Raw genomic sequence first — 26,061 nt, 5'->3', positions numbered from 1 at the left:
AAGGTAGATTGAATTAAGAGAAGAAAGATTGCTTTAATTCTATCCAGTTTAAAAATTCATTTTATTCAACGAGGCTTATGACATGCCTTTAAGCGAGAAAAGAAAGAAAGTAAAAATTAATTTTTTGTTTTCGCCTTTTGTTTTACTAAATCTATCTCTCCTTATAATTTTCGCTTCTTGCTCAACTGCTAATTTTGATTATCCTATTATGGGACCTGACGAATTTGTGATAGACTCTTATCGCATACGTCAAGGAAAGTTAGCTATCTTGGAGCTTGAGGGAGTAGAGCTTGGAGAGCTAGCAGAAGAGGATATGTTAGAGTATCGCGATGTGATCGCTGAAGATGATATTTTAAACATTGCAGTTTATCACCCCACGCGTAAAGATTTAATGCAGTCTATTCAGTTTATCAATGAATCAACGGGTGGATTTAAAGTCTATCAAGGAAAAATAGATGTGCCAGATTTACCTCCCCTTGAAGTCAAAGGGCTTACTTTAGAAGAAGCTCGTGAGGAATTGCAAAGAGCTTTTAGGGACCAAATTCAGGATATAGAAGTTTATGTCAATTATCGTGATCGCCTACAACGTCGGGTAGAGTTGATAGGTTTAGTTTCTATTCCTACAGTACCGGTGGATGGAAAAATGCGTCTTTATGAAGTGCTTGCTAGATCTCATATTCCGCCAGGCGCTAACTTATTTAAGAGCTATGTAATGCGCGAGGGACGTCAATTGCCTATTGATTTGCATAGGTTAATCAATGAAGGGGATATGAACCAGAACATTGTAATGCGTGGAGGAGATAAAATCTTTATTGCTGCTCCTTCGGATGCGACAGTTATGGTGATGGGAGAGGTGCGGGCTCCTCGCCCAATCAATGTTCCCTACGGCTTTATTTCTCTACGTGAAGCTCTAGTAACGGCCGGAGGTATTCCTTTTACGGGCAATGGCAATTGTATCCATGTGATCCGTGGAAATATGCTTTGTCCTAAAGTTTACCTAGTCTCTTTAGATCACATTGTGCATTTGCCTAACGATAGCCTATTATTGATGCCTGGGGATACTGTCTATGTAGCCGAAAAGCCTTTGACGCAATGGAACAGATTTATCGAGCAGCTGATTCCTAGCTTTACTGGCCTTCAAGCAGGATATGGAACATATCAGTTAATTAACGATTAATTGTAGTAGAGGTTTACCTTAAAAATGCCGCCCATAGATAAACATCCCTCAGAAAGTGTGATTACCATCACTGATCTTTTGCATATTTTAAAGATACATAAGGTTGCTATTATATCTACGGCCTTATTTTGCTGCATCTTGGCTGCCTGCTTTGCTCTATCTCGGCCGGTCATTTACAATATTTCTGGCACGTTCAAAGACAAAGGTAAATCAAAGTCGGGTCTTTCTACATTGAGCCAGCTTCTTATTTCTGGTGCTAATGAGACTGAAGGTGAAGCTTTAGCTACTATCAAATCTCGCAAGCTTATGGAGAAGCTAATCTACCGAAGGGGCTTGCAGGGCTTATTGGTTAAAATGGAACCCCGCTTTGATTTACTGGGATCCATACCGGAAAATATTCTAGTTGAATATGCTCATTTCGTTGCCCTTAAAAAGCCCATCTTACCTGATCATCCCCCAAGTTTATGGCTTCAAGATGTAGCTTACAACGATGAGATTTCTAAAGTTTTTACTCTTCATTTCATTAACGAAGAATTTTTTGAAATTTACGATGAAAATAATAGAAAGATAGGGAAGCATGAATGGGGGCGAAAAGTAACAGGTAAAGATTATGCTTTTACTGTCATGAGGAAATCCTCTGAGCCTTTGGCCGGTACTCAATGGTATTTAGAGTTGATGCCCTTGCACAGAGTATCGGAAGATTTATTGGCCGCCTTATCTATCCAAGCGGATCAAAATGACCGCAATCTCCTTCATATTAAATTACAACATGCTAATCGCCATGTAGGCACAGAAATTTTAAATTCTATGATGCTGATTTATCAGGAACATATTCGCCAGGAGCAAAAGCGTATTTCTCAAGAGCAGATTGCTTACTTAGAAAAACGCCAGCAGGAAATGGGAGCTAAGTTGCGTCAAATGATGGTTGCTCATGCAAAAAATATGTCATCGGATATATCTACCAGTGGATTTTTTAATTCCCTTAAAGCCATAGAGTTTTATTCTGCTAATCAAACGCATTACCAGCAGAAATTATACGATATAGAATTAGCAATTAGAAGATTAAGCCATGCCCAGCAAGAGAACTGCGCTTTTTATGATCTACAAGGCGATCCAGGGGTTATCAACCAATCATTGGCAGAAATTAGAGCTTTAAAGCAGCAAAGCGATGCCTTAGATATGGCTTTAAAAAATGCTTATCCTTCTGGTAATCATACTTTTCATGATAGCTTTACAGAACAGTTATTAGATTTAGAACAAGCCAAGCGTCTATCTATAGAAGCGACTTGCTTGCTAAGGAGCTTAGAAAGTGGGCAAGGCCAGCCTACCCTAGATCATCTAGTTAATGATTCAAGATTTGCTGTACAAGCTTGGCAAGATAAATTGTTAGTCGCCCAAAATGATATGGATAGCTGTTTTTCTGAAGAAGAAAGGAGTGACAGGGCTTTAGCATTAAAAACAGCGAAAGAAAACTTTATAGCCTATTTAAAAAATTTAACACATCTTTTTGATGTGCAAGAAAAAGTCATTCAAGAGCGCTTAGCCTTTCAGCAAAGCCCTCAAAATGAATTCCAAGGAATTGATATTACGACTTCTAAAGAATTGTATATCTCTTACACTCGCATGCTTAATGAAGTGCAAGGTTTAATCCGCCAACTGGATTTTATGATTGAGCAGCTGAAAAATCCTCACTTTGAAGTTACTTCAATGAGTGGAATTCAAAATGATTTTGTCACCAACGAGATGATTTCTAAAGCTTCGCAAATTGTTCAGGCCCTCAAAGATCAAAACAATCGTAGTGCTAAAGAAATGGAACGTTTGAAAGAACAATTAGATGTTCAAAAAGATTTCTTGCGCCAACACCTAAATCAAGCTGCTACGCTTCATAAGCTTAAAGAACAGCTGATTAAGGAAAAAATTGTTTCCCTACAAAGTGTAACGCTAGGCCTGTTACGTCAGCAAATTTCTATTTTAGATAAGCACATGCAGGAATACATGGCTATACGCTTAAATGACCTAAAGCAGGAGACTAACCTCATCGTTCAGCATCAAGAACAGCTGCGTAAAGAAATGAAGGATCTACCTAACAAATGGGTTGAAGAGCGTTTAATCGATCAGCAGCTACTCATCAATCAAAAGATGGTGGAAGAAATTACAAGTTTAGTAGAATCAAAAAATTTGACGAGTAATTTAGAGATCTTGCAATCTTATCCTCAGGATTTTGCGCTGCCTCCTCTGCATCCAAAGTCTCCGCGTAGTTTGTTGTATGCTGCCTTTGGTGCGTTTACCGGGGCCTTTATAACTTTTACCTTCTTTATTATTAAATCTACTATCTCTGGCATTCGGGTGAGCCCCTCTAATCTTAAAGCTAATGATTTACACTTCTCTGGCCATCTAACTCCTAAAGCTTCTAATGAGTCTAATGAAAATTTGATGGATCAAGATTTAGATGTGCTGCGTCGTATGATTGCTTATATGGCCAATAGCTCGCAGGCGCCGATAGGACAGTCCTTACTTCTCCTTAATGGAGCAGGAATTGATTATTCTTATCATTTAGCCAAGCTCTTAACCAAGCTTGGTCAAAAGGTTGTCTTAATACCTATCTGCTTTAAAGCAACTTGCCAAGGGTATGGGACGGGATTAATTCAATATCTGCAAGGAGAGATTGAAGAACCCATGATTACTTCTCAGGGCTCTTACGATTGTATTTACGAAGGAGGTGTCTCACGTTTTGCCGTAGAGTTAATCGGCTCCCAGCGTTTCAAAAATTTATTAGACCAGCTTGTACAAAGATACGATTGGGTCTTGGTCGTTAGCGATGCCATGCCAGCTAGTGGACAAGCGGATCTCTTAATAAAAATATTTGATCATGTGGCTGTTAACTTGACTTATGAGTCTCTTTCAGATTTGAAAACTTATATGCCTTATAAAGAACATTTAGCAGATAAGAAAAGAGTTACTTTTGTTTTTAGCCCTACAGAAAGTTAGAGGAGAAGTAAATGTTTTTGCTATCAGCTTCTTTGCATCTACTTTGAAAGCTCGGAAGGAAAAAGTTTTTTTCTCTCTATAAAAATAACAATAAGGGCCATCAAAAGGAGGATCCAGAGAAATTAATGGGATTGCATTTCTCCTCACCAGGAAAATAATAGGTTTTAAAAAAACTTAGTCTGCATACCTAGCTCTCTGAAACATGTCTCTCTGCTCAAATAAAGAGATTTTATAAAGTAGGGGACTGTCTAAGAATTGGCTCAAAAGGTATGATCAGGAAATATTTTTCCTATTCTTCTCTTAAAATCTTTTTTTGCTTTACGCCTTTTCATCTTTTGCCCACTTATTGGCGATAGTCCCGGATATTTCTTAAGGAGCTTTCAAAATTTGAACGAAAGGGATTTAAATCTATGCCCCCTCGTCTTGTGTACCGGCCATAAATTGTTAACTTATGACAGCGACAATGTTTTTGCACATCCATGAAAATACGTTCAATACAATGCTCTCCAAATTCGTAGTGGCTGCGAAAGGAGATAATATATTTAAGAAGGGCCTCTTTGTTAATTTTAGGCCCTATATAATGAATGTAAAGGCTTGCCCAGTCAGGTTGTTTAGTAACCGGGCAATTAGATTTTAAAAGATTAGAATAAAATTCTTCCTCCACAAGTTCTGCTGCATGTTCAAGAATGGAGGGATCGACTGCATAAAGATTGGTTTCAATATCTAAGTTGTCTAAGCAAAACCCCGGGAGGTTTTTAAAGCAAAGGCTTGCATAATCTTTAGATTGAATAAGGTTAACTTTTACTGGCTGGCCCACACATTTTGTTAAATCTTTTTCTAAGATGGCCTGAACATCTTCAAGATTGGCAAAAGTGGTTTGATGGAAAGAGTTCAAATAAAGCTTAAAGGATTTAGATTCTACAATATAAGGGGATTGGCAAGGAAAGAAAAATTCTCCTATCGCTAGGAGAGGTTTTCCTTTTACGTTAAGCCATGACAACTCATAAGCATTCCAAACATCGTAGCCTTGAAAAGGTAAATTTACATCGGCGATCCCAAGGGCTTGGCGTTGTTTATCTCTAGGTAAAGGGCATAGTAAGCTAGGATCATAGGCAGTATTATAAAATGTCTGTTTTCCTAGCGGTGAATTGATAAGAGTTTCATCCTTCATAAAAGCCACTTTTCCGATAAAATAAAGTTTAATTTAAGCATCCACCATACTCTGCAAAATGATATTTTTCAATGGTTAACTCTTAAGAGAGCTAGCTTAAGCATCTCTAAAAATAGAGCTATACATGGAAGTAGAGCTTTTTTTGCAAAATAAAGAAGGGGCTAGTTTATAAATCTGAGAGAAAATGGAATCTAAATAAGCACTTAAATCTTCTGAAAATTTTCTTTTTAATTAAAGATAGTTTTTTAAAATGTATAGTTTTATTAAGAATTGCTTAAAAGCTTATAAATAGACAATTGGCTGTTTTCTAATAGTATTTTTTTTATAAGCGGCTGTCATATAAAAAAGAGCATTAGATTTAAGCGTGGCTTATTTTTTAACCCTCTAAGAGGGGAAGAGTATAAGCTTTTAAAGAAAAACTCTTAAGAGCTGAATGAAGTAAAATTTGGTTTAAAATCTCACGTAAAACATTTCGCAATTAGCGATGAGCTTCATGACGAGCTTTGATTTCTCGCCATTTTCGCACCATTTGAGCTCCTAAAGGAGCCGATTCTTTTCCCCAGGCGCCATATTTTAGGTAGACCACGACCACCAATTCAGGATTGCCCCAGCGATCCAGATAGAGGAGAGCATGCGAATCGTTAGGTATTTTTTGATTAAAAGCAATGCCTCCAAACCAGACGTGAGTATAAAGGTTTGTCCCCTCGTAAAAGTCTAAGTCAATATTCTCCATGGATTCAGCTGTGCTGGTTTTTCCAACCATTTCGTCTTTGAGCTCAAGATAATCGGCAATAGCCTCAGGATACTCACGATATAAGCGGGAAAGGCTAGTCAATCCCTCAGATAATTGTTTTAAAACTACTTTATGCATTCCAATAAGCAAAATATTGCGAATAATATCAGGCATAAACAGGTTTCTTTGAACGAAGGTAGGAGCTTTTTTCACGATTTGGGAGTGATCAAGGCAGGCAGCTTCAAGGGGCTGTTTACTCTGTGCTTGTGAACGGTATCCGGCTGTTAAAGAAACTATCTTGGGCTTCAAAACATGTCCTTTATTAGCTATCGCAGACAGCATGATGCCAGCCTGCAGGGGAGTAACGACTAAAGTATGTTGACCATTAGCCATAGCATAAAGGCCTGTACGATTAGTTATAAGATCATTAGGAACTTTTCCTGCAATTTCACCAGGCAAGTCTATACCTGTGCGGGTGCCATAAGAGAAATCTAAAGCTGCCCGCGAAAGATCCTCCGGAGAGCTTAAATACTCTGCAGCTAGAATAGAAAAATAAGGATTACTAGAGGTTTCAATTGCCCGAATCAGATCAATTTTACCAATGTTTTTTGCATGGCTTTTAAGCATACGGCCCCCCTTGTAATATTGAGGAATAGGAGTGCCATCTTGATGATAACCTACAAAAGTATCCCTACCTTTTTTAAAGATCTGGTCGACCATAATCAAAGGATTGAGGCTGCTTGGGGAGAGCTTATCATTGTTCAGATGATGATAGCGTTGCTTTAACGCTTCATAAGAGGTAATTAACTTGAAAATAGAGCCCTGCGTTGCAGCTTGCCTATAGGCTTGAGAACGCCCGTAACCATATCCCCGTAGAGGATAAAAAGCACGAGCAAGATCTTTTTCTATTTGCTTTCCATTAGTTTTGTTGAGGTAACGATAATATCCAAGTAAGGGTCTATCCAGATGGTGAAAGCTGCGAAAAGTACGCAAGTAATCTTTCGCCAACCCATCATCTAATCCTTTCAAAACAAAAGATAAATTAAAAAAGGCATTTTTCCAAGGAAGCGCCGCATGAGCACCTGCTTGCAGTTCGTTATGCCAGGTTAAGAAATGATTAAGATAGGGTATAATTTCTACCGATACATGAGGTGAAATGCGACCCGTCAAAAAGGCTAAAAGTAAGTCCCCTTGATGCTCATTCCAAAATGAATTAAACATCTCTTTTTCTTGCCTATCAAAATAGTCTATATAAGGCTTGGGGTATTGATGATGAGCTTTTTCTTCTGCCCGTTTTTCTTTTAAAAAAAGCTTTTCATTTTCTTGGCGCCAGGGTAGGAAATGTTGTTCATGAAATAATTCCTTAGCCATCTTTTGCGCTGTTTCTTGTAAAGAAATGTAGGCAGCGGAAGAATTTTTATAATCCTCAAGCGATTGGTGTCCTTTTGCAGCAAGGAGCTGGGGAGAAAAGCGATCGCTGCAGACGGCAAGGCGGCATAGATCCATAAGTAAGATCTTATCATAATGTAATAATAAAGCAGAAAAATAGGGATCTAATATTTTTTTTTGCTGCTCAACACTGTCGGCATGTACTTTTAGATTATTTTCAATCGCCATTTTTGCTTGAAGGGAAATTTTTTCTTTTTGGACGTGAATTCCATCTTCGCCATACAGTAACTTTAACAGCAGATAGATATTACAGGTGCCACTTAATTCAATTAACTGATCGATAGCTTGTTGGATGCTTACCGCTTTTTGCACGCTATCCACCCCTTGGATGGCCTGCATGATTGGAGTATCGGCTTTTAGTATAAGTTTTAAATAATTATTCCAATCAATCATTAAAGTATCTTCATAAAATTCTTTAGCTTCCTCCTGATAAAATTCTCTTTCTAACGGGCGTTTTTGATCCCACATTTCAGCTACATAATTCTCACTTTCAAACCAGCGAATGATGCTGGCCATTTTCTTTTTTGCCACCTCGGGATTAGCAGCGGGAATAAAATCGTTAGGATCTGTGCGGGGGTAAGAGGCCAAAGCAAGAACTTCTCCTGATTGGGGATCTAATGCTACTATAGCCCCCCCTTTAATCCATGGTTGCTTGGTAGGCTTGGAAAGGTATTTTGATAAACGCGTTTCGCGAATGCGCTCATTTTGAATGAGAAGTTGTTCTGCATATTCCTGCAGCTCAGCCGAAATCGTAAGAAGGATACGCTGTCCTGCTACAGGCTCATGCGAGCCTGATAATTCTCTTAAGAAATTGCCACGAGAATCAGAGTAATAACTTTTCTTGCCATGATAGCCTCTTAGATTATTTTCAAAGCTGCCTTCAACACCTGCTTTCCCTACATAGTCATTAATCGTATAAGCATGATCGAGGAGATCTTGAAGGCGCTGGCGGGCTTGAGCTAAATTGTCAATCCCAGAGGGAAGAGGTATTTCGTCACCTGCATCACTACCTTGAATGTATGCTTCTAGTACTTTGATCTCCAGCATGATCTTATCATATTCCTGACGGTTGATCGCCCCCATATAGCCAATGATATCCGCCGCTACACGCCCTTTAGGATAGTGGCGCTTAGGTACTTTTTGCACATGAATACCTAACCAGTCTTTTTCAAGCATTTTCAAGCGATAATATTCTTTTTCGGTAAGATCTTCTTTAATTACGAAAGGTATCTGCCCATAAAATGAGCTTTTAGCATGAATAAGGTCTTCAAGCCTTAGAGGATCTAAGTGAAGCTCTTCTCCTAGTAGCTGGGACAGCTGTGTAATATACTCTTTACGTTTAAATTTCTTTTTTTTATTTCCTTGAGCATCCTTTTCCCATCTAATAGAAGGAATCTGGCGCAGTTGAGAGTAGATGATAGCAGCCCGATAAGAAATTTTATTCAGAGCTAAGGGATAGTTGAAGCGGTCGCGAATAGTAGCTCTTTTAGAGGGTTCAATGACAGTCTTGCGTTGAGGTCTAAGGGCCTCCTCTAATTTGACCTCATATTGAATAACAGCCAGGTACCAAATGCGCAGGATAATTACAACCAAGGCGATAAAAATCAGATTAAGGATTTTATTAGCCTTTTCGGGTATATTAAGATTGCTTTTTGCTCTGCGAGAAGAGGAATGTATATGTCTTGCCATGATTTTATTGCCCGGCTTTGAGAATATACGATTTTGAATTCTTAAGCAAAATAGGATTGCAAAAATTGAATTGATGTTGCAAAAGAATTAGCCTATCAGGCATAATTTGGCTCGCAATCATTAAATGCGCCTGTAGTTCAATGGTAGAACAGTAGCCTTCCAAGCTACGAGTGTCAGTTCGATTCTGATCAGGCGCTCAATTTACAAATTCTAATATCAACCAAGACCGAAATTCTATCCTAAGTAGAATGCCGTCGTCAAAATAAAGGGACAAGGCTTGGCAACACAACAACAAGTTAATGTTACTATTAAAGATCTGCTAGAGGCTGGTGCTCACTTTGGTCACCAAACCCGTCGATGGAATCCAAAAATGAAACGTTTCATTTTTGAAGCGCGCAATGGATTATACATCATAGATTTAGCTAAAACACTTCAACAAATAAGATTGGCTACAGAAGTAGTTAAAGAGGTGGTCGCAAAACATCGTTCCATTCTATTTGTGGGGACAAAAAAACAAGCGAAAGTAGTCGTACGTGAGCTAGCTGAGCAAGCGGGAGAATTTTATGTTTGCGAAAGGTGGCTAGGTGGTATGCTAACTAATATGTCAACGATCCGCCAATCCATTAAAAAGCTGGAACGTATTGAAAAACGTATTACTTCTGGTGGAGAAGGGTTAACAAAGAAAGAGCTTTCTTTGCTAAATAAGGACTACCTAAAACTCAATGGCAATCTCTCAGGAATAAGAGGAATGCGTAAGCTACCAGGCTTGGTGATTGTAGTAGATCCAAGTAAAGAACATATCGCTGTAGCTGAAGCTAACAAATTAGGCATTCCTGTGATGGGCTTAGTGGATACAAACTGTAATCCTGATCCTATCGAATATGTCATTGCGTGTAATGACGATGCTCTTAAAAGCGTTAAACTTATCATCCAAGCATTAGCTCATGCTATTATAGAAAAGAAAAATGAAATGCAAATTGCATTTGGCAAAGGCGATGTAAGAGAAGATGAGGAAAACGAAGAAGGTGTAAGCGGCAAATATGATGAAAAAGATGAGGCCGATGAAAAAGCTTCTGCAATTTCGGAGGTTTAATTTATGTCCAAAATGCCTATTACTGCTACAATGATTAAAGAACTGCGCGAAAGAACCGGCGTAGGGATGGGAAAATGTAAGGAAGCTTTGGAAGAGGCTAACGGGGATATGGAGTTTGCTATTTCAAATCTCCGTAAAGCAGGCATTGCTTCTGCTGTTAAAAAGGAAGGTCGTACCACCAATGAAGGGATGATTGGCTTTTTTGAAAATGACAAGACTGCTGCTATTGTTGAAGTTAATTCAGAGACAGACTTTGTAGCCAAAAACGAGCGTTTTAAAGAGTTTTTGGAAAACATTGCTGCAGAAATTGCTAAAACCCATCCTGCTTCTTTAGAAGAATTTCTTGCGCAGCCTTATTCTAAAGATACTTCCATATCTATCGATCAATATCGTGCAACAGTCGTCCAAACGATTGGCGAAAATATCCAGATTAAACGCTTGTTTACAACTGCAAAGTCTCCATCTAAATCGATTGGTATTTATTCTCACCTTGGTGGTAAGGTCGTTACAATGGTTGAGATAGAAGGCTCGGATGCTGAACAATCTTTAGCTAAAGATATCGCCATGCATGTAGCGGCTGCTCATCCAGAATTTCTTTCTCCTGAAAAAGTTCCCGCAGAGCTTATAAACAATGAGAAAGAGATTGCAAAAAGCCAGATCAAAAACAAGCCAGAGAATTTCATTGATAAGATTGTGGAAGGTAAGCTCAATGCCTACTATGAAAGTGTATGCTTAACCAAGCAAAAATTCATTAGGGATGATAGCAAATCGATTGCACAGATCGTTGAAGATCGAGCCAAGCAAAACGGCAAGCCTCTTCAATTGACTAACTTCTTGCGTTGGACTGTGGGTCAATAGTTAAAGCTCTACTTTTTATAGTTTTAAAACGGGAGAAAAGATACTCCCGTTTTTTCATTTGCGGTTATTTCTTTGTTATAGGTACCATGAATACAACAATTATTCTTTAGTTTAATATGACACCTATCAAGCGATCGCTTTTAATACTGGCTCTGACATTGATGTGGAGCCCTTGTTTCCTCTTGATAAAACTTGCGTTGGTTGATTTTAATCCTGCCACGATTGTTTTTCTGCGAGTTAGCCTAGCTAGCTTAATATTTTGGATAGCTTTACGCTTACAGGGAGGATCTTTACCAAAAAGCCTTACTTTTTGGAAACATTCAGCTTTTATGGCCATATTCTCTTCGGGACTTCCTTCCTTCTTATTTTGTTATGCGGAGACCTCTATAGAAAGCGCTCTTGCAGCAATACTCAATGGCTGTTCACCCATGTTTACAGCCATTTTGGCTCATTTGTTTTTACCAAATGATAGAATGTCTATTCATAAACTCATAGGAATTTTAATAAGCTTTTGTGGAATTTTATTACTATTTTCCCCTAACATTGCTCAAGGCATGGATGGAGATTTTATAGGCATGTCTGCTGCTTTAATAGGTGCTTTTTGTTATGCTATTAGCCATGTGTATGCTAAGAAGTTTATTGCTGGACAACCTCGTTTTGTAGCTCCAACAGCCCAATTATTCATGACAGCATGGATGATGTTACCTTTTGTTTTAGGTTCTATAGAGACAAAATCTATTTTTATCTTTCCCTCATTAACTAGCATACTAGCTATTCTAGGTTTAACTTTGCTAGGTACATATTTAGCTTTTTTGATTTATTACTATCTTTTAGAACACTGCGGTCCTACAGCTATATCAATGGTTTCTTGTTTCTTTCCAGCTGTAGGTATGTTATTAGGCTATTTATTTCTTAATGAAGCTTTAACTGCAGGCGGCATTTTTTCAGCAGGTTTAATCCTTTTAGGCATGTTGATTGTCAATGAAGTCATTAGCTTTAAATGGCGGCGTCCAAGATTTTTTCAGCAAGAAGCTTAAGCCTTGAAACTTACCTATTTGATAATTGGAAAGATTTTTTCTTAAGCGTTATATCCTATTAGGAAGTGCTGAGGATTTTTTTTATCTTGTATGCTTTGTTTCTTTAGAAGGGTTTAAGTTAACGCCCTTGCCCAACGCTTTTAGACTAAAATCCCATTCTAGTTTCTCTATAAATATTTTTTAGCAAAGGTTTTCACTAGGAGTGGATTGGCTGGCAAAGAGAATACTTTCTAAAAAAGCTAAGGGATAGCTTATTCAATAAATAACCTTGAGCAATTAAGTTTTGTAATCTTTCGTTTAGCCTTTAAAAGCGCTTGCGAAATAGATTTCTATTTTTCTTTTGCTGATAAACTTACTGGGCGTTTTTCCAAGCTACTTTTAATCTAGGCCGAGTTTAATCTTTATACAGACTTTAGCAATAAGATATTTAAATTTTTTTCCTTTCTTCTTACTGTTGACTAAGAGAAGGCTCTAGAAACAGCAGGTTAGAATAGAAAGCTATAAATAGACCACCTTACAAACAAGCGGGTCATATTGGGATTTCTTAAAATTTACAAGAGCTAATTCAGCATATTTATTGTTAAGCTTATCAAGCATGAGCTCGAGAGTTTCCTGGATGCGAGGGGGATAGTGTTCCTTATAATATTCTAAATCTTCAGCCTCTAGGTAATAAGGATTATGATTATAGGCTTTAGAAGTTGAAATTTGAATAGATAAAAGCACATAAAAAGAATCATTTTTAAGATTAAATCCCCGCCCTTCATAACCTTCATCCCATAGGGAGTGACCGTAATATACATTCTTCAATTTTCCTTCAGAGTTGAACTCTAATTCAGCTAGGTTACATTCTTGAGTATTAGCATATTTAAGGGAGTCATCAAAATTAATAGACAAAATAGCTGAGGAAAGGGATTTTTTTAAAATTTTCAGGTTATTGTCGGTTAATTTATTTAAAGGGTGATTTTCATAATATTTTTTCCATTGAATCTTGTGTTTATAAGAACCTAGTATTTCTTTGGAAACGAATATAATTGTATTAATGATAGGCACACAATAGATTAGAGCTGTGAATAAGCAAACGATTTTCTTGCTAATGGATAGGGGTTCTAGCTGATCTGAGCAGTAAGCCTTATTACAAAAAGTTATGCTAAAATTTTTATAAGCTTGCTTAAAAGGTTCTTGGAATATTGTCTTAGCTGACAGATGAAAATCTCGTTGATTCCTCAAAAGAGCTATTTGCATGCCTAAATCGTTTCCTTGGTATAAGTGTCCTCAAAAACTTTTTATATACATTTTTTCGTACAATTACATCAATAGGCAATTTGGTCCCTCAATTTTTATTACATCTTTATGACCGAAGGCATGAGCGAGGTCAAAATAATATTGAGCTAATTTTGAGTCTTTCTCCGTTCCTATTCCACTTTCATAGCACTGGAATAAATGGTAAGCCGCATTTTTATAGCCATTATCGAAAGACTTTTTAAAACACTCAAAAGCTTTCCTTAAATCTCTTCTTGTACCTAGTGATCGTTCATAGCATATGCCTAAATTGCATAAGGCTTCTCGATGATCTTCGATAGCAGCTTGGCTTAGATATTTAAAAGCTTTTGCTTTAACCGAGCAGATCCATGCTTCATCTTCCTGGTCGGAAATACAAATGCTAAGATAGAAATTTAGGTAATGAGCTCCCATTTCACTTAACTCAGCAGTCTCTAGATTTTTATTCTGCTTTTTTAGCTTTAATTTTTTTAAATGAATTTTTACGAAAGACATGCCATGAGTGGTTTGGCACAAATGGGTGCGGTTGGTGGGGTTAGGCCTTAATTGGTTAGTAGGAAGATTCATTTTTGTGCTGGCTTCATAGCCAGATGGTGTGGTCCAGGGCTTATTACTTACATTTCCTGCAAAAAGGATGCTTACTACTTCTAGATTTTCGTCGATTACCGGGGAGCCTGAATTTCCATGAAAAGAGTCTAGATTAGTTTCAATATGTTGATCACTACATTCTTTTTTTACGGAGGCCCCTAGATGAATTTTCAAGGGTAAACCCCGAGGGTGTCCTAGCATAAAGATTTTTTTATTTAATAAAGACTTTTTTATAAAATTAACTGCTAAAGGTGGACGCCCGATAACTTCTCTATCTAACTTTATTAGAGCCCAATCAATTAGGTAATCCGGCGCACATGTATAATTAAAAAAAACAACTTTTTTAAAACTGTAAACATCTGATTCGCAAAATTCATAATCCTCAGTCCTCATGTTTTGGCTTTTCATCTGAAAACCAAACACAAATTTAATACGTTCTAATTCGCTTTGCGCTTTTAGACTTGTTCGAACAATTACGCCCCTTGCTTTTTTGGGTTTTAATTTCGTATAGGGGTTTGAACGTGTAACACAGTGAGCCACAGTAACAACATGTTGAGGCGCGACTAAGAAGGCTGTACTTAATCCAGGGGTAGGCTCGTGGAGAAAAGAATCAGTATGACCTAGAGGTATTCCTTTAGCTTTTTTAGAAATACGTTCCCCTAACGTCCTAACTCTCTCCGTATCAAATTTATAAGTAATAAAACCCTGATTATTGATTCTATTTAGCTTATGATCTGGCATCATGCATGCTACGCTGTCGGCTTGCTCTTGAATAGTTTTTTCTAGAGATTCACCTAAATTTAGTTCATGGAGTTTATAAAGGTTTTCAATGCAAAAATCTTGAGAGTAAAATTGTGAATTAACGCTTTGTCCAATAGCCATGTTACTTCCTTTTTACAAAAACTATTAATAAGCTTTATTGTTTGATCCCTAATTCTTAGATTCGCAGATTTATTATATTTCCTTTCCCTATAGAGAAGACTCTATAGAGAGAAAATAGCCGCTAGGATAGAAATTCTACTACCGAATAATCAAACGACTAAAAAAATAAATAATGAACACTTCTTACCATGCCAAAAAAGTAATTTTGCTAAAAGTTAAAAAGTTAATTCTTATTTCTTTAAGCATGTAAGCTTTACTTTTAAAGATTTATCTATACACTTGCTTTTAGGTTAACTCCATTTTGGAAAGATTTTTCTTTTATGAAGAAGGCTGTCTGGCTATTCTTTGTGAAGAAATTTTAAAATGTTAGAGCTCTCTTCCTTCCCTTTAGCTATCCATGGACAACTCTCATCAAGCCACTTGTAAAATTTTTTATCCTTTAGCTTATTATCGCTTTTAGCTGTTGTATTGTTTACTGTTTTTAATGCCCTCTAATCCAAAATTTAACGTGGGAGAAAAGAGTTTCCTGCTTGATAAAATTATTTAAAGGCTCGCCTCAGGTTGGCACTTTTATATTGCTTCTATTGGCTAAGAAAATAACGCGTGAGCTTAAAAGATGAGGGTAACAATATTATGACTATTAACAAAGCTATAGCAGAAAACGAAATAATTAAAGAAAGATCTTATATAGGTGGGCTAGAGAACGAAACAATAGCTTCTTTAGTTCTTTAGGTCTTGCTTAAGCAGGCTTTCGTGAGAAAAAAAATATAAAATGATGAGGAAATAAGCGGGGATTTTAGCTAAAGACTTCTTTAGAACTTTTTACGCTGGAATTAAGATTAATCGACCTAATAGCACCTAAGGAAAAAAAAAGATAAATAAATTTTTTTATATTAATTATTTGCCTAGAATTGTATAGCGTAGATTTTCTACCAGTTAAAAAAGCCGGTTATTTTTATCTTCCTTATTGCTCTTGTTTAGAGTAGGAAAGGTTGACTAAGATTAAAGCAATTAAGGAGGATAAATAATGTTTTCTTCTATCTAAATTAAGAGATACAGGTAAAAAAGCTTTGATTGGCTTTCTTGGCACCTAGTGGAAAGGTGATTGTAAATTATTAGAGCTATATTCTATGATACCCGAGCTAAGAAAGAGCAAAGGCTCCTTAAAGAGGATGAAGTAATAGTGGCAAATGCAATGCAATGGGTGGATTCGCATGCTCATTTAACAGATTCCACCTTTACGGCTATTGATTCAATTTTACAACGTGCGCAGCATGCAGGTGTATGCTCAGTTATAAATATTTGTACCAGTATTAGCACCCTAAACGCAGGCTTAGAATTAGCTAAAAATTATCCATGGATTTATAATGCTGCCGCTACGCCTCCTCACGATGTAGAAAAAGAAGGCGAAAACGTTTTTGCTGTTATTGCTAAGCATGCACATAGCGGACATTTGGTCGCTATAGGTGAGACGGGACTAGACTACCATTATTATGCTTCTTCGTCTGCTATTCAAAAAGTTTTCTTGCGACGTTACTTTCACTTAGCCTTAGAATGTAAGTTGCCGGTGGTGATTCACTGTAGAAATGCTTTTAAAGATTTCTTTGAAATTTTAGATAAAGAATATATGAGTAGTAAGGGTAAACATCAGCCAGGAGTTTTGCATTGCTTTACGGGCACTATAGAGGAGGCTGAACAAGTCATAGAGCGAGGCTGGTACTTATCAATAAGTGGGATATTGACCTTTAAAAAAAGCGAAGAGCTGCGTCAGATTGTAAAAAAAATTCCTCTAGATAAATTGTTGATAGAGACAGATGCTCCTTATTTAGCCCCGCAGACTCGTCGGGGAAAAATAAATGAACCTGCTTATATAGTAGAAACAGCCCAAACTATTGCTCAGCTAAAAGATATCTCTTTGAAAGAATTAGCAGACCAAACAGTTAGAAATGCTTGTGAACTATTTAAAATAAAAATTTGATAAAGCTTTTAAAAATTGTAAGATTAAGTTAATATCATGCACAGTCACATGTTTATATGGTTAATGTATGGCAAATAATATTATGCGCATCTGCAGCTTAGGGGATCACTTTTGGTATCCTGAAATAAATAAACAGATTAATTTGCTTATAAGGCATCCTAGGCACCATGTAGAGGTGGATTGTAAAGTCCTTTATAAAAAGCATTCAAAAACACTTGCCAGGCAGATTACTGTAATTGCTTCTAAAATTTTTCATAGTTTGAAATTATTTTTTCTTTTTCAATATCGGCTAGATTTTGACCGTGCCGTTAAAACTCTTATTTATTCCGAAGAAATAAAATCAAGAGTATTCAGTAAGCCATTTATTGCTTCGGAGTCTGAGCCTCTTAAGCTTTTATCAGAAGATGAGCCTTTTAAACCTTTAACGGATGTACTGGTGGCTGAAAAGATTGCAAAAAGAGAACAGCTAGCTTTATTCAATAAAAGAAATCAGGCAGCAATAGCTATTCAAAGATTTTACCGCAAAATGAAATATATTGATAAAAAAATAGAAGAAGAAAAAGCTTCCCGAATCCATGTTCTAAATGCTTTTTATGATTTAATTCAATATAGTACCCATAAAGAAAATCTTAAAAGATTGGATGAAAATCTTAATTCTCAATGGCGTATAGTAAGTTTTTTTAAAAGCGAGAGCGACCTTGATCAGCATATACGCCTGACAGCTTTAGAGCAAATGAAAACTTTACGAGAAAAGTTATGGGAAAATGCTAAAATTTCTTCTTCCGTAAAAATAAAAATAGACGATGAGAATTTAGATCCGGCTACCGTGCTAAAAGAAATTAACCGCGAGATCAGCATTCAAGGAACAAATTTGGCAAAAATTGATAAACGTATTATAGAGTTGAGAAGTCAAAAAATAGCTAAGTAGCCATAAAATGCAAAACATTTAAGCATTTGTTCATAAAAAGCCTATCGGTGGTCTTTTTTCTTATTATGCGACAACTTTAAGCTTTTTACTAAAGAGACAATTGTTTTAAAGGGCTTATAAGCCTCACTAGGAAAAAAGCTACAAAGCAGCTGAAAGTACATAGGCAGATTAAGTGGGTAAGAGAAATAGGTAGAAAGCCTAAATTTTTTTACGCTCTATGCCTGATAGATTAGCTCAGCCCTTAACAAAAATCTCCTCCCTACTCATTAAAAAATTTAGGACATAATGAACTATACACTCTTTTTAATAGCTATATTTAGTTGTTTAAGTCGTTTAATTGCTGTTGAACCTTTTTATAATTTGAAGGAAACAGAACCTGCAGCAGTAGTAAAAAATGAACTTAAACGTTTAGACCAGCTAATCTTTGTTACTGAAAGGAATTTAGAGCAGCAAAAAGCTTTGCGCGAAATTTTTCTCCATTACCAAGAGCGGCAATCTTTCTATTTACAAAATCCTCAGGATAAAGAATCTACTCTACATATGGTGAAAGCTGCTTATCAATTGTTAGAAGCTATAAAAGCCAACCATCTGCTTCAGACTTTTGACACAGAGTTTATAAGCCAATTGACTTTCTTCTCGCAATTTGCGACTAAACAGGGCAGTTCCACCCCTTAAAAGATATGGATATTATTTACTATCTCGATCGAAAAAATGGTAAGCGTGAAATAGAAAAAGTGTATGGGGCCAGAGCCCTAAGACTTTTATACGGTCAGGATTGGATAAGCAAAATAGTAGGCCCTCTACTTTTACATAGTTTAGTAAGATATTCTTTTTTTTCAGCTTGGTATGGTAAATGGCAAGCCTCACGAAAGTCTAAGAATAAAATAGAGCCTTTCATTCGTGAATTTGGCTTAGACCCCTTGGAATTTCTAGAAGAAGTTTCTTCTTTTAAGTCTTTTAATGATTTTTTTATTCGCAAGCTTAAGCCCACAGCTCGCCCTCTTGCTTCTGGAGAGGATGTAGCTATTATTCCTGCCGATGGACGTTACTTATTCTATCCCGACCTATCACAAGTGGATGGTTTTATCGTTAAGGGAGAAAAATTTGATTTAACAAGCTTATTAGACGATGCTGATTTAGCCGCACACTATGCTAAGGGAGCTATGGCCATTGCGCGGCTTTGTCCTACCGATTATCATCGTTACCATTTTCCATGTGATTGCGTGGCCGGCAAAACAAAAACCATTAATGGTTGGCTTTACTCTGTCAATCCTGCGGCCTTAAAAAGAGATATTCATATCTTTACTAAGAACAAGCGAACGCTTTGTAAATTAGCTACATCCTGCTTTGGTTGTATTTTGTTCTTAGAAATCGGAGCGACTAATGTAGGTAGTATTCACGAAACCTATCAACCCGATGTACTGCAAAAAAAAGGAGATGAAAAAGGCTATTTTTCATTTGGGGGTTCTTCCCTTATTTTATTATTTGAGCCTGGTAAGATTCAATTTGATCAAGACCTGCTAGCTGCTAGCCAGCAAGGCTTAGAAATTAAATGTTTAATGGGTCAGAGTATGGGAAAAGCACTTAGCTGACCTTGGCAAATACCAAACGGCTCTTTATTCTTATTTTAAATAATTTTTTTTATAAGTTTATAGAGCTTATCATTTTTCGCTTTAGGTAACCTTTCTTCCTTACCAACTGCATGCCTAATCGTATATCTAATTCTTAATCTCAAGCCTTCCCAAGCAAGAAACTTTCCACAGATTCTGTTGAAGGTATGCAAAGGAGGGAAACTTTTATCTAGATAACTTAATTTTTCTTTTAATGAATTTAAAAAAGGAAAACTTAAGCCTGCATTTAAAAAAAAGTACCCCTTTAGCGACTTTCTAGCTTCTTAAAGGCTTGTTTTTTTTAATAGATGATCGCGTAAGAAGCTTCCCTGAAGCATATAAATAAAGAAAATGCTTTTGAGGCTTATTTCTAGAGTTTATGCAGGTTGCTTGTATTAAAAGCAATTTTTAAGTATTCTTATCTTCTTAAATGCCTAAAAAAGTTGAGATATCATGTTTGGATTTTTAAAAAAAATTTTTGGTTCGGCTCAGGATCGTCTAAGACGAAAATATTTTAAAATAGTACAAGAAGTTAACGAGTATGACGCTAAATTTCAAAATTTAAGTGATGAGGCACTGCGGGCAAAAACGCAGGAGTTTCAGGAACGATATAGAAAAGGTGAAACATTAGAGCTCTTACTTCCAGAAGCCTATGCAGTGGTAAAAAACGCTTGTAGACGCTTAGCAGGCACAGAAATTCACGTTTCAGGTTATCATCAGAAATGGGACATGGTTCCTTACGATGTTCAGGTAGTAGGAGCCATTGCTTTACATCATGGCTCCATTGCAGAAATGCAAACGGGCGAAGGTAAAACCCTAACGGCTGTAATGCCTCTTTATCTAAATGCTCTTACTAAAAAACCTGTTCACTTAGTCACCGTTAACGATTATCTGGCCCAGCGTGACTGTGAATGGGTAGGAACGGTTTTTCGTTGGTTGGGATTGACCACAGGTGCTTTAACCAATGAAACGCCAATGGAAGAGCGTAAAAAAGTTTATCTCAGCGATATTGTTTATGGAACTGCCTCTGAATTTGGCTTCGACTATTTACGCGATAATTCCATGGCTTCTAGCCAAGAAGAGCAAGTTCAACGTGGCTACTATTATGCTATTATTGACGAAGTGGACTCCATTTTAATCGATGAAGCTAGAACTCCCTTGATTATCTCAGGGCCTGTACCTGTCAGCCGACAAATGTATGATGAGCTTAAACACAGCGTAGCAGATATGGTGCGCTTCCAACGGGATTTATGTAATCGTCTTGCTTCTGAAGCTAAAAAAACTTTAGATAGTCTAAAGCTTAGTGAAGGTTCTTCTATAAAAACAAAACGCGATAAAAAAAAAGAAGAACAAGAAAAAGAGGCTTATCGCAAGCTATGGTTAGTAGGTAAGGGCACGCCTAACAATAAAATCTTAAAACGTATGAAAGAGGATCCAGATGTTCGAGCTGCGATCGATAAATGGGATTTATACTATTATGCAGATCCTAATAAAGAAGAAAAGCATACAGCTTTAGCAGAGCTTTATATTCTCATCGATGAAAAAAGCAACGAGTATGAATTAACAGACAAAGGGATCAATCTTTGGAAAGAAGTTGTAGGAAGTGATCATGGCGATGACTTTATCATGCTAGATATTAGCCATGAATACCTACAAATCGATGAAGATACCTCTTTAGATGAAACTGCTCGAGTACAAAAAAAACTGGAAGTGCAAGAGGAGGATGCTAAGCGGAAAGAACGAGCTCACAATCTTCGTCAGTTATTGCGTGCGCATTTACTGATGGAAAAAGATGTCGATTATATTGTTCAGGATGACAAAATTATTATCATTGATGAAAATACCGGGCGTCCTCAGCCTGGTAGGCGTTTTTCTGATGGCCTGCATCAGGCTATAGAAGCAAAAGAAGCTGTTTCTATCCAAAAAGAGACGCAAACGTATGCCACCATAACTTTACAAAACTTTTTCCGTATGTATGAAAAGATAGCAGGGATGAGCGGGACTGCTGTAACAGAAGCTAATGAATTTAAGCAAATTTATAAACTAGACGTATTAGAAATACCTACTCATAAACCTTGCTTGCGCAAAGATTTCAATGATGAAATTTATATGACCGAACGTGAAAAATACAGCGCAATTTTAAAAGATGTTCGTGAGGTGCATGAAGCAGGCCGTCCTCTTTTGATTGGAACAGAATCGGTAGAAGTTTCAGAGAAACTTTCCCGTATTTTCAAACAAAATAAATTAGAGCATACCGTTTTAAACGCTAAAAATCATGCTAGAGAAGCGGAAATTATAGCGAGTGCGGGTAGACGGGGAGCTATCACTATTGCCACTAACATGGCAGGTCGGGGAACCGATATTAAACTTGAAGCTGGTGTCGCTGGAATAGGGGGTCTCTATGTCATGGGGACCACTCGTCATCAATCACGTCGTATTGATCGCCAATTGCGAGGCCGTTGTGCTCGTTTAGGGGATCCTGGTTCATCTAAATTCTATGTTTCTTTTGAAGACTCTTTACTGCGCTTATTTGCTTCTCCTCGCTTGACAGCTGTGTTGCAGAAATTTCGTCCTCCTGAAGGGGAGCCGATTTCTGCTTCCATGCTTAATAAATCTATCGAAACTGCTCAGAAACGTATCGAGCAACGTAACTATACAATTCGTAAGCATACCTTAGAGTATGATGATGTAATGAATAAGCAAAGAAAAGAAATTTACTCTTTCCGCAATGATATTTTACATGCGCTAGATATTAAGCCTCTGGCTATTGAAGTTTTAGAATCTGTTTGCCAAGCAGCTGCAGAGAAGTATTTTAAAAATCGTGGAGAGGAGAGCGGATGGGATGCAGAGGGGTATCGCCATTGGTTAATTAGCCACTTTCCTGTAAGCTTTCCTGAAGGATACTTCGATGATGAGCATGCAGATATGATAGATCTTGAAAAAAAAGCGATCGATCAAATCGTAAAAGCCTTTAATGAAAAATATGAACGTGAAGATTTAAAAGCTCCTGTCCAAGCTGGGCAAGGGGAAAAGCTAAAATCTGCTACCAAACCTGTTAATGAAGCTATTCGTAATCTAATGATCCGTAAGCTAGATCAGCGTTGGCAAGAACATCTTTTAGCCATGGATCATTTGCGCGCAGATGTTAACTTACGTACGTTTGGCCAGCGCGACCCTTTGATGGAGTTTAAGCAAGAAGCTTTTACTCTTTTTGATGAATTAGGTAATTTATTAAGAGGCGAGATTGCCCAAGGACTCTTTCGTTTTGAAATCTTAACGCAGGATCATCCTGCTATCCAACATTTATTAACCCAGATGCGTCTTGAAACCCAGCGCTCGCTGGTCGCCGACTTAGATGGAGACTCTCAACCTGCTTTTTCTACAAGCCATGCTGAAGAGGCAAGGGAAAGTAATGCTCCTACTGTTCGTTTACAACCCTTAGTTGTCGAGCCCAAGGCAGGACGTAATGAAAGCTGCCCCTGTGGCAGTGGTAAAAAATATAAAAAATGCTGTGGGCTTCAACAAGAAGTGGGAGAGCAAGTTTCTTAAAAGCATGGATTAGGAGCTCTTCTTATCAAGAGGGCTCCTTTTTTGCTTGTATCTTTTAAGGTCTCTGCTTAAACAAAAAAATCTTAGCTAAATTTTTAGAGTTTATGAAAAGCAACAGCAAACAGTCGCCCTCATTCTCACCTGAATTCTCTTAAATTTATTTAATGATTTTAAAAAAGGGGAGGGGCTACTTGATCTTTTAAGATCTTATTTCTTCATAGGCGCTTTGCTTATAGAAAGCAGCTTAAAAGCACTCATTTTCTGTACAGAAGAAGGCTTAAAGTTAAGGAAAAAGAAAGAAGAAAAGCTTATAAGATAATCGATAAGGTTTTTTATATAGCTAACCAATACTCTTACCCCTTAAATCTCTTGAAAGTAGCCCTACCTGCTAATTCAAAGGGCGCATGGCTCGCCAACCCAAAAAAATTAAAAGCCCAGCAGTCCCTAAATATAAAACCCAATAATTAGCATTCCATTGTAATGTTAGAATGCCTTCTTGAGAAAAGCTGAATAAAATGATTCCAAAAATAAGAAAAACAGAGCCTGTGAGTAATAAAACAAAAGGTAGCAGAAAGCTTGCTGGATAATTAGCAGAAGAATTAGCTGCCTCCAAGTCTTCTTCCTCAGAAGATTCTTCGTCTACTTTATTGATATCATAAGCTTCAGAGGGATCTTGACGATAAGAAGGAAAAGGAGCAATATGGGTCAAGCTTTTATCATGCTGGGTAAGAAGAGAAGAAGAGCTTAGATACACACCACAATAAGGGCAGTTCTCATCAGAAAATGCGACACGACCTTCGCAATTCCAGCATAACTTCTTTTTGGGTAGGGCACTCATAACTGGCTCTGTGTTAAATGGGTTAAAAATAATTTCATGGCCTTATTTATAATTTCTTGCAAGAAATAATTCAACTGATGTTAAGGAGTTTACTTGTCTAACTACTTTGCCAGAAGCTACTTTTTCTATCTACCATTGTGTGTAATGATTGGATTATTTTATAGCTGTGCTGCTTACAAGTACCCTACAGAGCGTTATTATGTTGAGCCTCCAGGCCTTTTAAAGCAGGAAGAGAAGATTTTATATGATACTTATCATTCTCAAGCTTCTTCTCATTGGCTTTATTATCTAATTCCTCGGCATCGTAGCCAAATCTATTGGTTTGATTTAGGCCATTGGTGCACATGGGCTCTTTTTGGAAATGATGATCATGGACTTTTTGCTGAAGCCCAACTACCCTTGTTTAAACCTTGCAGGCCTACTAGCTTTCTTAAGGCTTTTGCTTGGATGGTGCGCAATCCTTTACATAACTTCTGCCATTACGTGATAGGGAATGCTGGATGTGTAAATGACGAATTTACCCTTTTAAAAATCAATAAAAACCATTTTTCTTGCTTGCATTACGAACCCATAGCGCGCACAGTTTTTGCTGGTCGTTATACATCTTTCTACTTAGGGTTACATGGAGGAAAGCCCTTAATCTCTTTACGTTTATCCTACGGGTCTAAATGGAAAAGTGATTTTTATATTGGATGGCGTGAAAGGGGAAATTTTGGAATAAAATTTTTGCCCTTAACTAAAAACTCTTTAGTCGTCTGGGAAAATCTTCCCTATGAAGATGCAGAATAAGGGTCTTACCCTTGATAAGGCTTTTGTATTCTAGTACTTCTATAACTCTAGCTTAAGCTTAACGTCCATTCTTTACTCATCCCCTGAGGAGTAGTAATCTGAACAGTTGATAAAGCAACAGAAAAGAAGATGGAAAATAGGCCATATCCTCTTGAGGGGGCAGCTATAGGGAAAGGACTAACCTATGTGATCTGGCTGCTATCCACACCATGCAAGCTGGCAAATCTGTAGCGTTGATGGATGTAAAAAAATGAAGGGGTGCCTACTTAAGTAGGGGATGTATCCTTTCTAAAGCTTTAATGGCTTGCTCGGCGATTTGCACTTGCACTCAAGAAGCTGAAGAATTTGGCATTGAGGCTGAGAAGTTAGGTTTTGATTACGCGCACATGGTAAATAAGGTGGGATTTTGGTTAGAATATGTAAAGGTTTAGAAAGATTAATAACTGATTAGTTTGAAAAAGTAAGTCTTGCCACTGGCTCGGAGCTTTGCAATATTTCCACTTTTCCTTTCGGCTAAGAAAAAATTCATGCTTCTATTTCTTATTAATTCTAATAAAACCTTTCTAAGAAAGCTGTCACGGTAGGAGAATCTATTGGATATGAATTTGCTTCACTATTTGCCTTTTTTAGATCAGGAGTAGTGAGGTTGGAGATGTTGCCCTGTCTTTTGCCCCTGGAAAGTAAGGCTGTTTTTGCGGTACTTACTCAAGCATTTCGGAAAGCTAATATTATAATAGACGTGAGGAATAAAGGTAGAAGGGATTGACAAAACCTCAGAAGGTATTAAGGTGCAGCGGGCGGAAGGAAAGAGCAATACAGCCAAGAGGGGATGGATAGCTATAGATTGCTTTATAAATAGCTTAAAAAAAGCTGGAGTAATTTTTAATGAGAATAGTTTGATGGCTGTGAATGTTAGTGTGGAAACAAATCTTCCTGGCATTTATGCTGTGGGTGAACTCGCTTCCAACTGCTGTTTACCTCATGGGGCTACACATCAAGGTTGCGTAGTTGGGCGCCATGCGGCTGGAAAGGAAGTCTATACGCTTTATGAGGCGATCCCTTATGGGGTTTTGGCATGCCCGAAAACTGCCTCAGCTGGAGTGTCCTTAGAAGAGGCTTTACGGAAAGGGTATCAAGTAGAGGTAAAAGCTTTTCCTTTGCATGCTTTGGACAAGTTTCAGGCCACCTATCTCATAGAAGGATTTACACGAATAATAAAAGATAAATTTACAGGGAAAACTTTAGGGGCTCCACGCTGCGGGATATGAAGCTTCTACTTTAATAGTGCAAATGGGCTGGGCGATAACGAATAAATTGACTATCGAGCCAATTAAAAAGCTCATCCATGCCTATTTAAAGTCAACGGAGGCTGAGCTAGAAGCTGCCTTTATAGCGGCTGATCCACCTTTACATTTTCTTTCTAAAA

Annotated in this window: 17 protein-coding genes and 1 tRNA gene; 13 read left to right on the top strand and 5 right to left on the bottom strand. The window is 37.5% G+C overall.

Features of this window, described 5'->3' with window-relative positions; translation table 11 throughout:
- Window positions 1-82 precede the first annotated feature (82 nt).
- Both NEOC65_RS03065 and NEOC65_RS03060 read left to right on the top strand, forming a co-directional pair.
- Complete coding sequence (locus NEOC65_RS03065) at window positions 83-1,177, top strand: polysaccharide biosynthesis/export family protein (protein ID WP_213155683.1); 1,095 nt, start codon at window positions 83-85, stop codon at window positions 1,175-1,177.
- Between the two features lie 24 nt (window positions 1,178-1,201).
- Window positions 1,202-4,165: a hypothetical protein gene (locus NEOC65_RS03060; RefSeq protein ID WP_213155682.1), complete on the top strand. Its 2,964-nt coding sequence runs from the start codon at window positions 1,202-1,204 to the stop codon at window positions 4,163-4,165.
- 343 nt (window positions 4,166-4,508) lie between these two features.
- Here the strand turns inward: NEOC65_RS03060 and queF are convergent, their stop codons facing one another.
- Together queF and NEOC65_RS03050 are read right to left on the bottom strand one after the other, a co-directional pair.
- Complete coding sequence (gene queF, locus NEOC65_RS03055) at window positions 4,509-5,336, bottom strand: NADPH-dependent 7-cyano-7-deazaguanine reductase QueF (RefSeq protein WP_213151496.1); 828 nt, start codon at window positions 5,334-5,336, stop codon at window positions 4,509-4,511.
- A 478-nt stretch (window positions 5,337-5,814) separates the two neighbouring features.
- The gene (locus NEOC65_RS03050; RefSeq protein WP_213155681.1) at window positions 5,815-9,207 is read right to left on the bottom strand and encodes a penicillin-binding transpeptidase domain-containing protein; all 3,393 of its coding nucleotides are present in this window, start codon (window positions 9,205-9,207) and stop codon (window positions 5,815-5,817) included.
- 126 nt (window positions 9,208-9,333) lie between these two features.
- Between NEOC65_RS03050 and NEOC65_RS03045 the strand changes: the two genes are divergently transcribed.
- The 4 genes from NEOC65_RS03045 to NEOC65_RS03030 all read left to right on the top strand — a co-directional run bounded on the left by NEOC65_RS03045 (window position 9,334) and on the right by NEOC65_RS03030 (window position 12,195).
- Window positions 9,334-9,404, top strand: a tRNA-Gly gene (locus NEOC65_RS03045).
- Window positions 9,405-9,484: 80 nt separating this feature from the next.
- The gene (gene rpsB, locus NEOC65_RS03040) at window positions 9,485-10,300 is read left to right on the top strand and encodes a 30S ribosomal protein S2 (protein WP_166156511.1); all 816 of its coding nucleotides are present in this window, start codon (window positions 9,485-9,487) and stop codon (window positions 10,298-10,300) included.
- A 3-nt stretch (window positions 10,301-10,303) separates the two neighbouring features.
- Window positions 10,304-11,158 carry a translation elongation factor Ts gene (gene tsf, locus NEOC65_RS03035; RefSeq protein WP_249299008.1) on the top strand — a complete coding sequence of 285 codons (855 nt, stop codon included), beginning with the start codon at window positions 10,304-10,306 and terminating at the stop codon, window positions 11,156-11,158.
- Between the two features lie 116 nt (window positions 11,159-11,274).
- Window positions 11,275-12,195: a DMT family transporter gene (locus NEOC65_RS03030; protein WP_213155680.1), complete on the top strand. Its 921-nt coding sequence runs from the start codon at window positions 11,275-11,277 to the stop codon at window positions 12,193-12,195.
- 498 nt (window positions 12,196-12,693) lie between these two features.
- Here the strand turns inward: NEOC65_RS03030 and NEOC65_RS03025 are convergent, their stop codons facing one another.
- Both NEOC65_RS03025 and NEOC65_RS03020 read right to left on the bottom strand, forming a co-directional pair.
- The gene (locus NEOC65_RS03025) at window positions 12,694-13,437 is read right to left on the bottom strand and encodes a hypothetical protein (RefSeq protein WP_166156517.1); all 744 of its coding nucleotides are present in this window, start codon (window positions 13,435-13,437) and stop codon (window positions 12,694-12,696) included.
- A gap of 63 nt (window positions 13,438-13,500) precedes the next feature.
- On the bottom strand, window positions 13,501-14,943 hold the full coding sequence (locus NEOC65_RS03020) for a bifunctional trypsin-like peptidase domain-containing/SEL1-like repeat protein (protein ID WP_166156520.1): 1,443 nt from the start codon (window positions 14,941-14,943) through the stop codon (window positions 13,501-13,503).
- Window positions 14,944-16,126: 1,183 nt separating this feature from the next.
- On the opposite strand from NEOC65_RS03020, the gene NEOC65_RS03015 reads away from it, so the two are divergent.
- From NEOC65_RS03015 to secA, 5 genes are all read left to right on the top strand, one after another.
- Window positions 16,127-16,921 (top strand): TatD family hydrolase, encoded by a 795-nt coding sequence (locus tag NEOC65_RS03015; protein ID WP_349305243.1) that lies wholly within the window; start codon window positions 16,127-16,129, stop codon window positions 16,919-16,921.
- Between the two features lie 67 nt (window positions 16,922-16,988).
- Window positions 16,989-17,849, top strand: coding sequence for a hypothetical protein (locus NEOC65_RS03010; protein WP_213155679.1), 861 nt, complete (start codon window positions 16,989-16,991; stop codon window positions 17,847-17,849).
- A gap of 285 nt (window positions 17,850-18,134) precedes the next feature.
- Entirely contained in the window at window positions 18,135-18,524 is a 390-nt protein-coding gene (locus NEOC65_RS03005) for a hypothetical protein (RefSeq protein WP_213151480.1), read from the top strand.
- A gap of 5 nt (window positions 18,525-18,529) precedes the next feature.
- Window positions 18,530-19,441, top strand: coding sequence for an archaetidylserine decarboxylase (asd, locus tag NEOC65_RS03000; protein ID WP_213155678.1), 912 nt, complete (start codon window positions 18,530-18,532; stop codon window positions 19,439-19,441).
- A 471-nt stretch (window positions 19,442-19,912) separates the two neighbouring features.
- Entirely contained in the window at window positions 19,913-23,008 is a 3,096-nt protein-coding gene (gene secA / locus NEOC65_RS02995) for a preprotein translocase subunit SecA (protein WP_213155677.1), read from the top strand.
- A gap of 388 nt (window positions 23,009-23,396) precedes the next feature.
- On the opposite strand, the gene NEOC65_RS02990 is transcribed toward secA, so the two are convergent.
- Complete coding sequence (locus tag NEOC65_RS02990) at window positions 23,397-23,846, bottom strand: phage holin family protein (protein WP_166156538.1); 450 nt, start codon at window positions 23,844-23,846, stop codon at window positions 23,397-23,399.
- Window positions 23,847-23,939: 93 nt separating this feature from the next.
- On the opposite strand from NEOC65_RS02990, the gene NEOC65_RS02985 reads away from it, so the two are divergent.
- Together NEOC65_RS02985 and NEOC65_RS02980 are read left to right on the top strand one after the other, a co-directional pair.
- Window positions 23,940-24,635 (top strand): hypothetical protein, encoded by a 696-nt coding sequence (locus tag NEOC65_RS02985; RefSeq protein ID WP_166156541.1) that lies wholly within the window; start codon window positions 23,940-23,942, stop codon window positions 24,633-24,635.
- Window positions 24,636-25,423: 788 nt separating this feature from the next.
- On the top strand, window positions 25,424-25,903 hold the full coding sequence (locus tag NEOC65_RS02980) for an oxidoreductase dimerization domain-containing protein (RefSeq protein WP_166156544.1): 480 nt from the start codon (window positions 25,424-25,426) through the stop codon (window positions 25,901-25,903).
- The last annotated feature ends 158 nt before the right edge of the window (window positions 25,904-26,061 follow it).

It is taken from the genome of Neochlamydia sp. AcF65 (assembly GCF_018342435.1).
Classification (GTDB): Bacteria; Chlamydiota; Chlamydiia; order Chlamydiales; family Parachlamydiaceae; genus Neochlamydia.
This window is presented reverse-complemented; position numbering and strand designations above follow the sequence as displayed.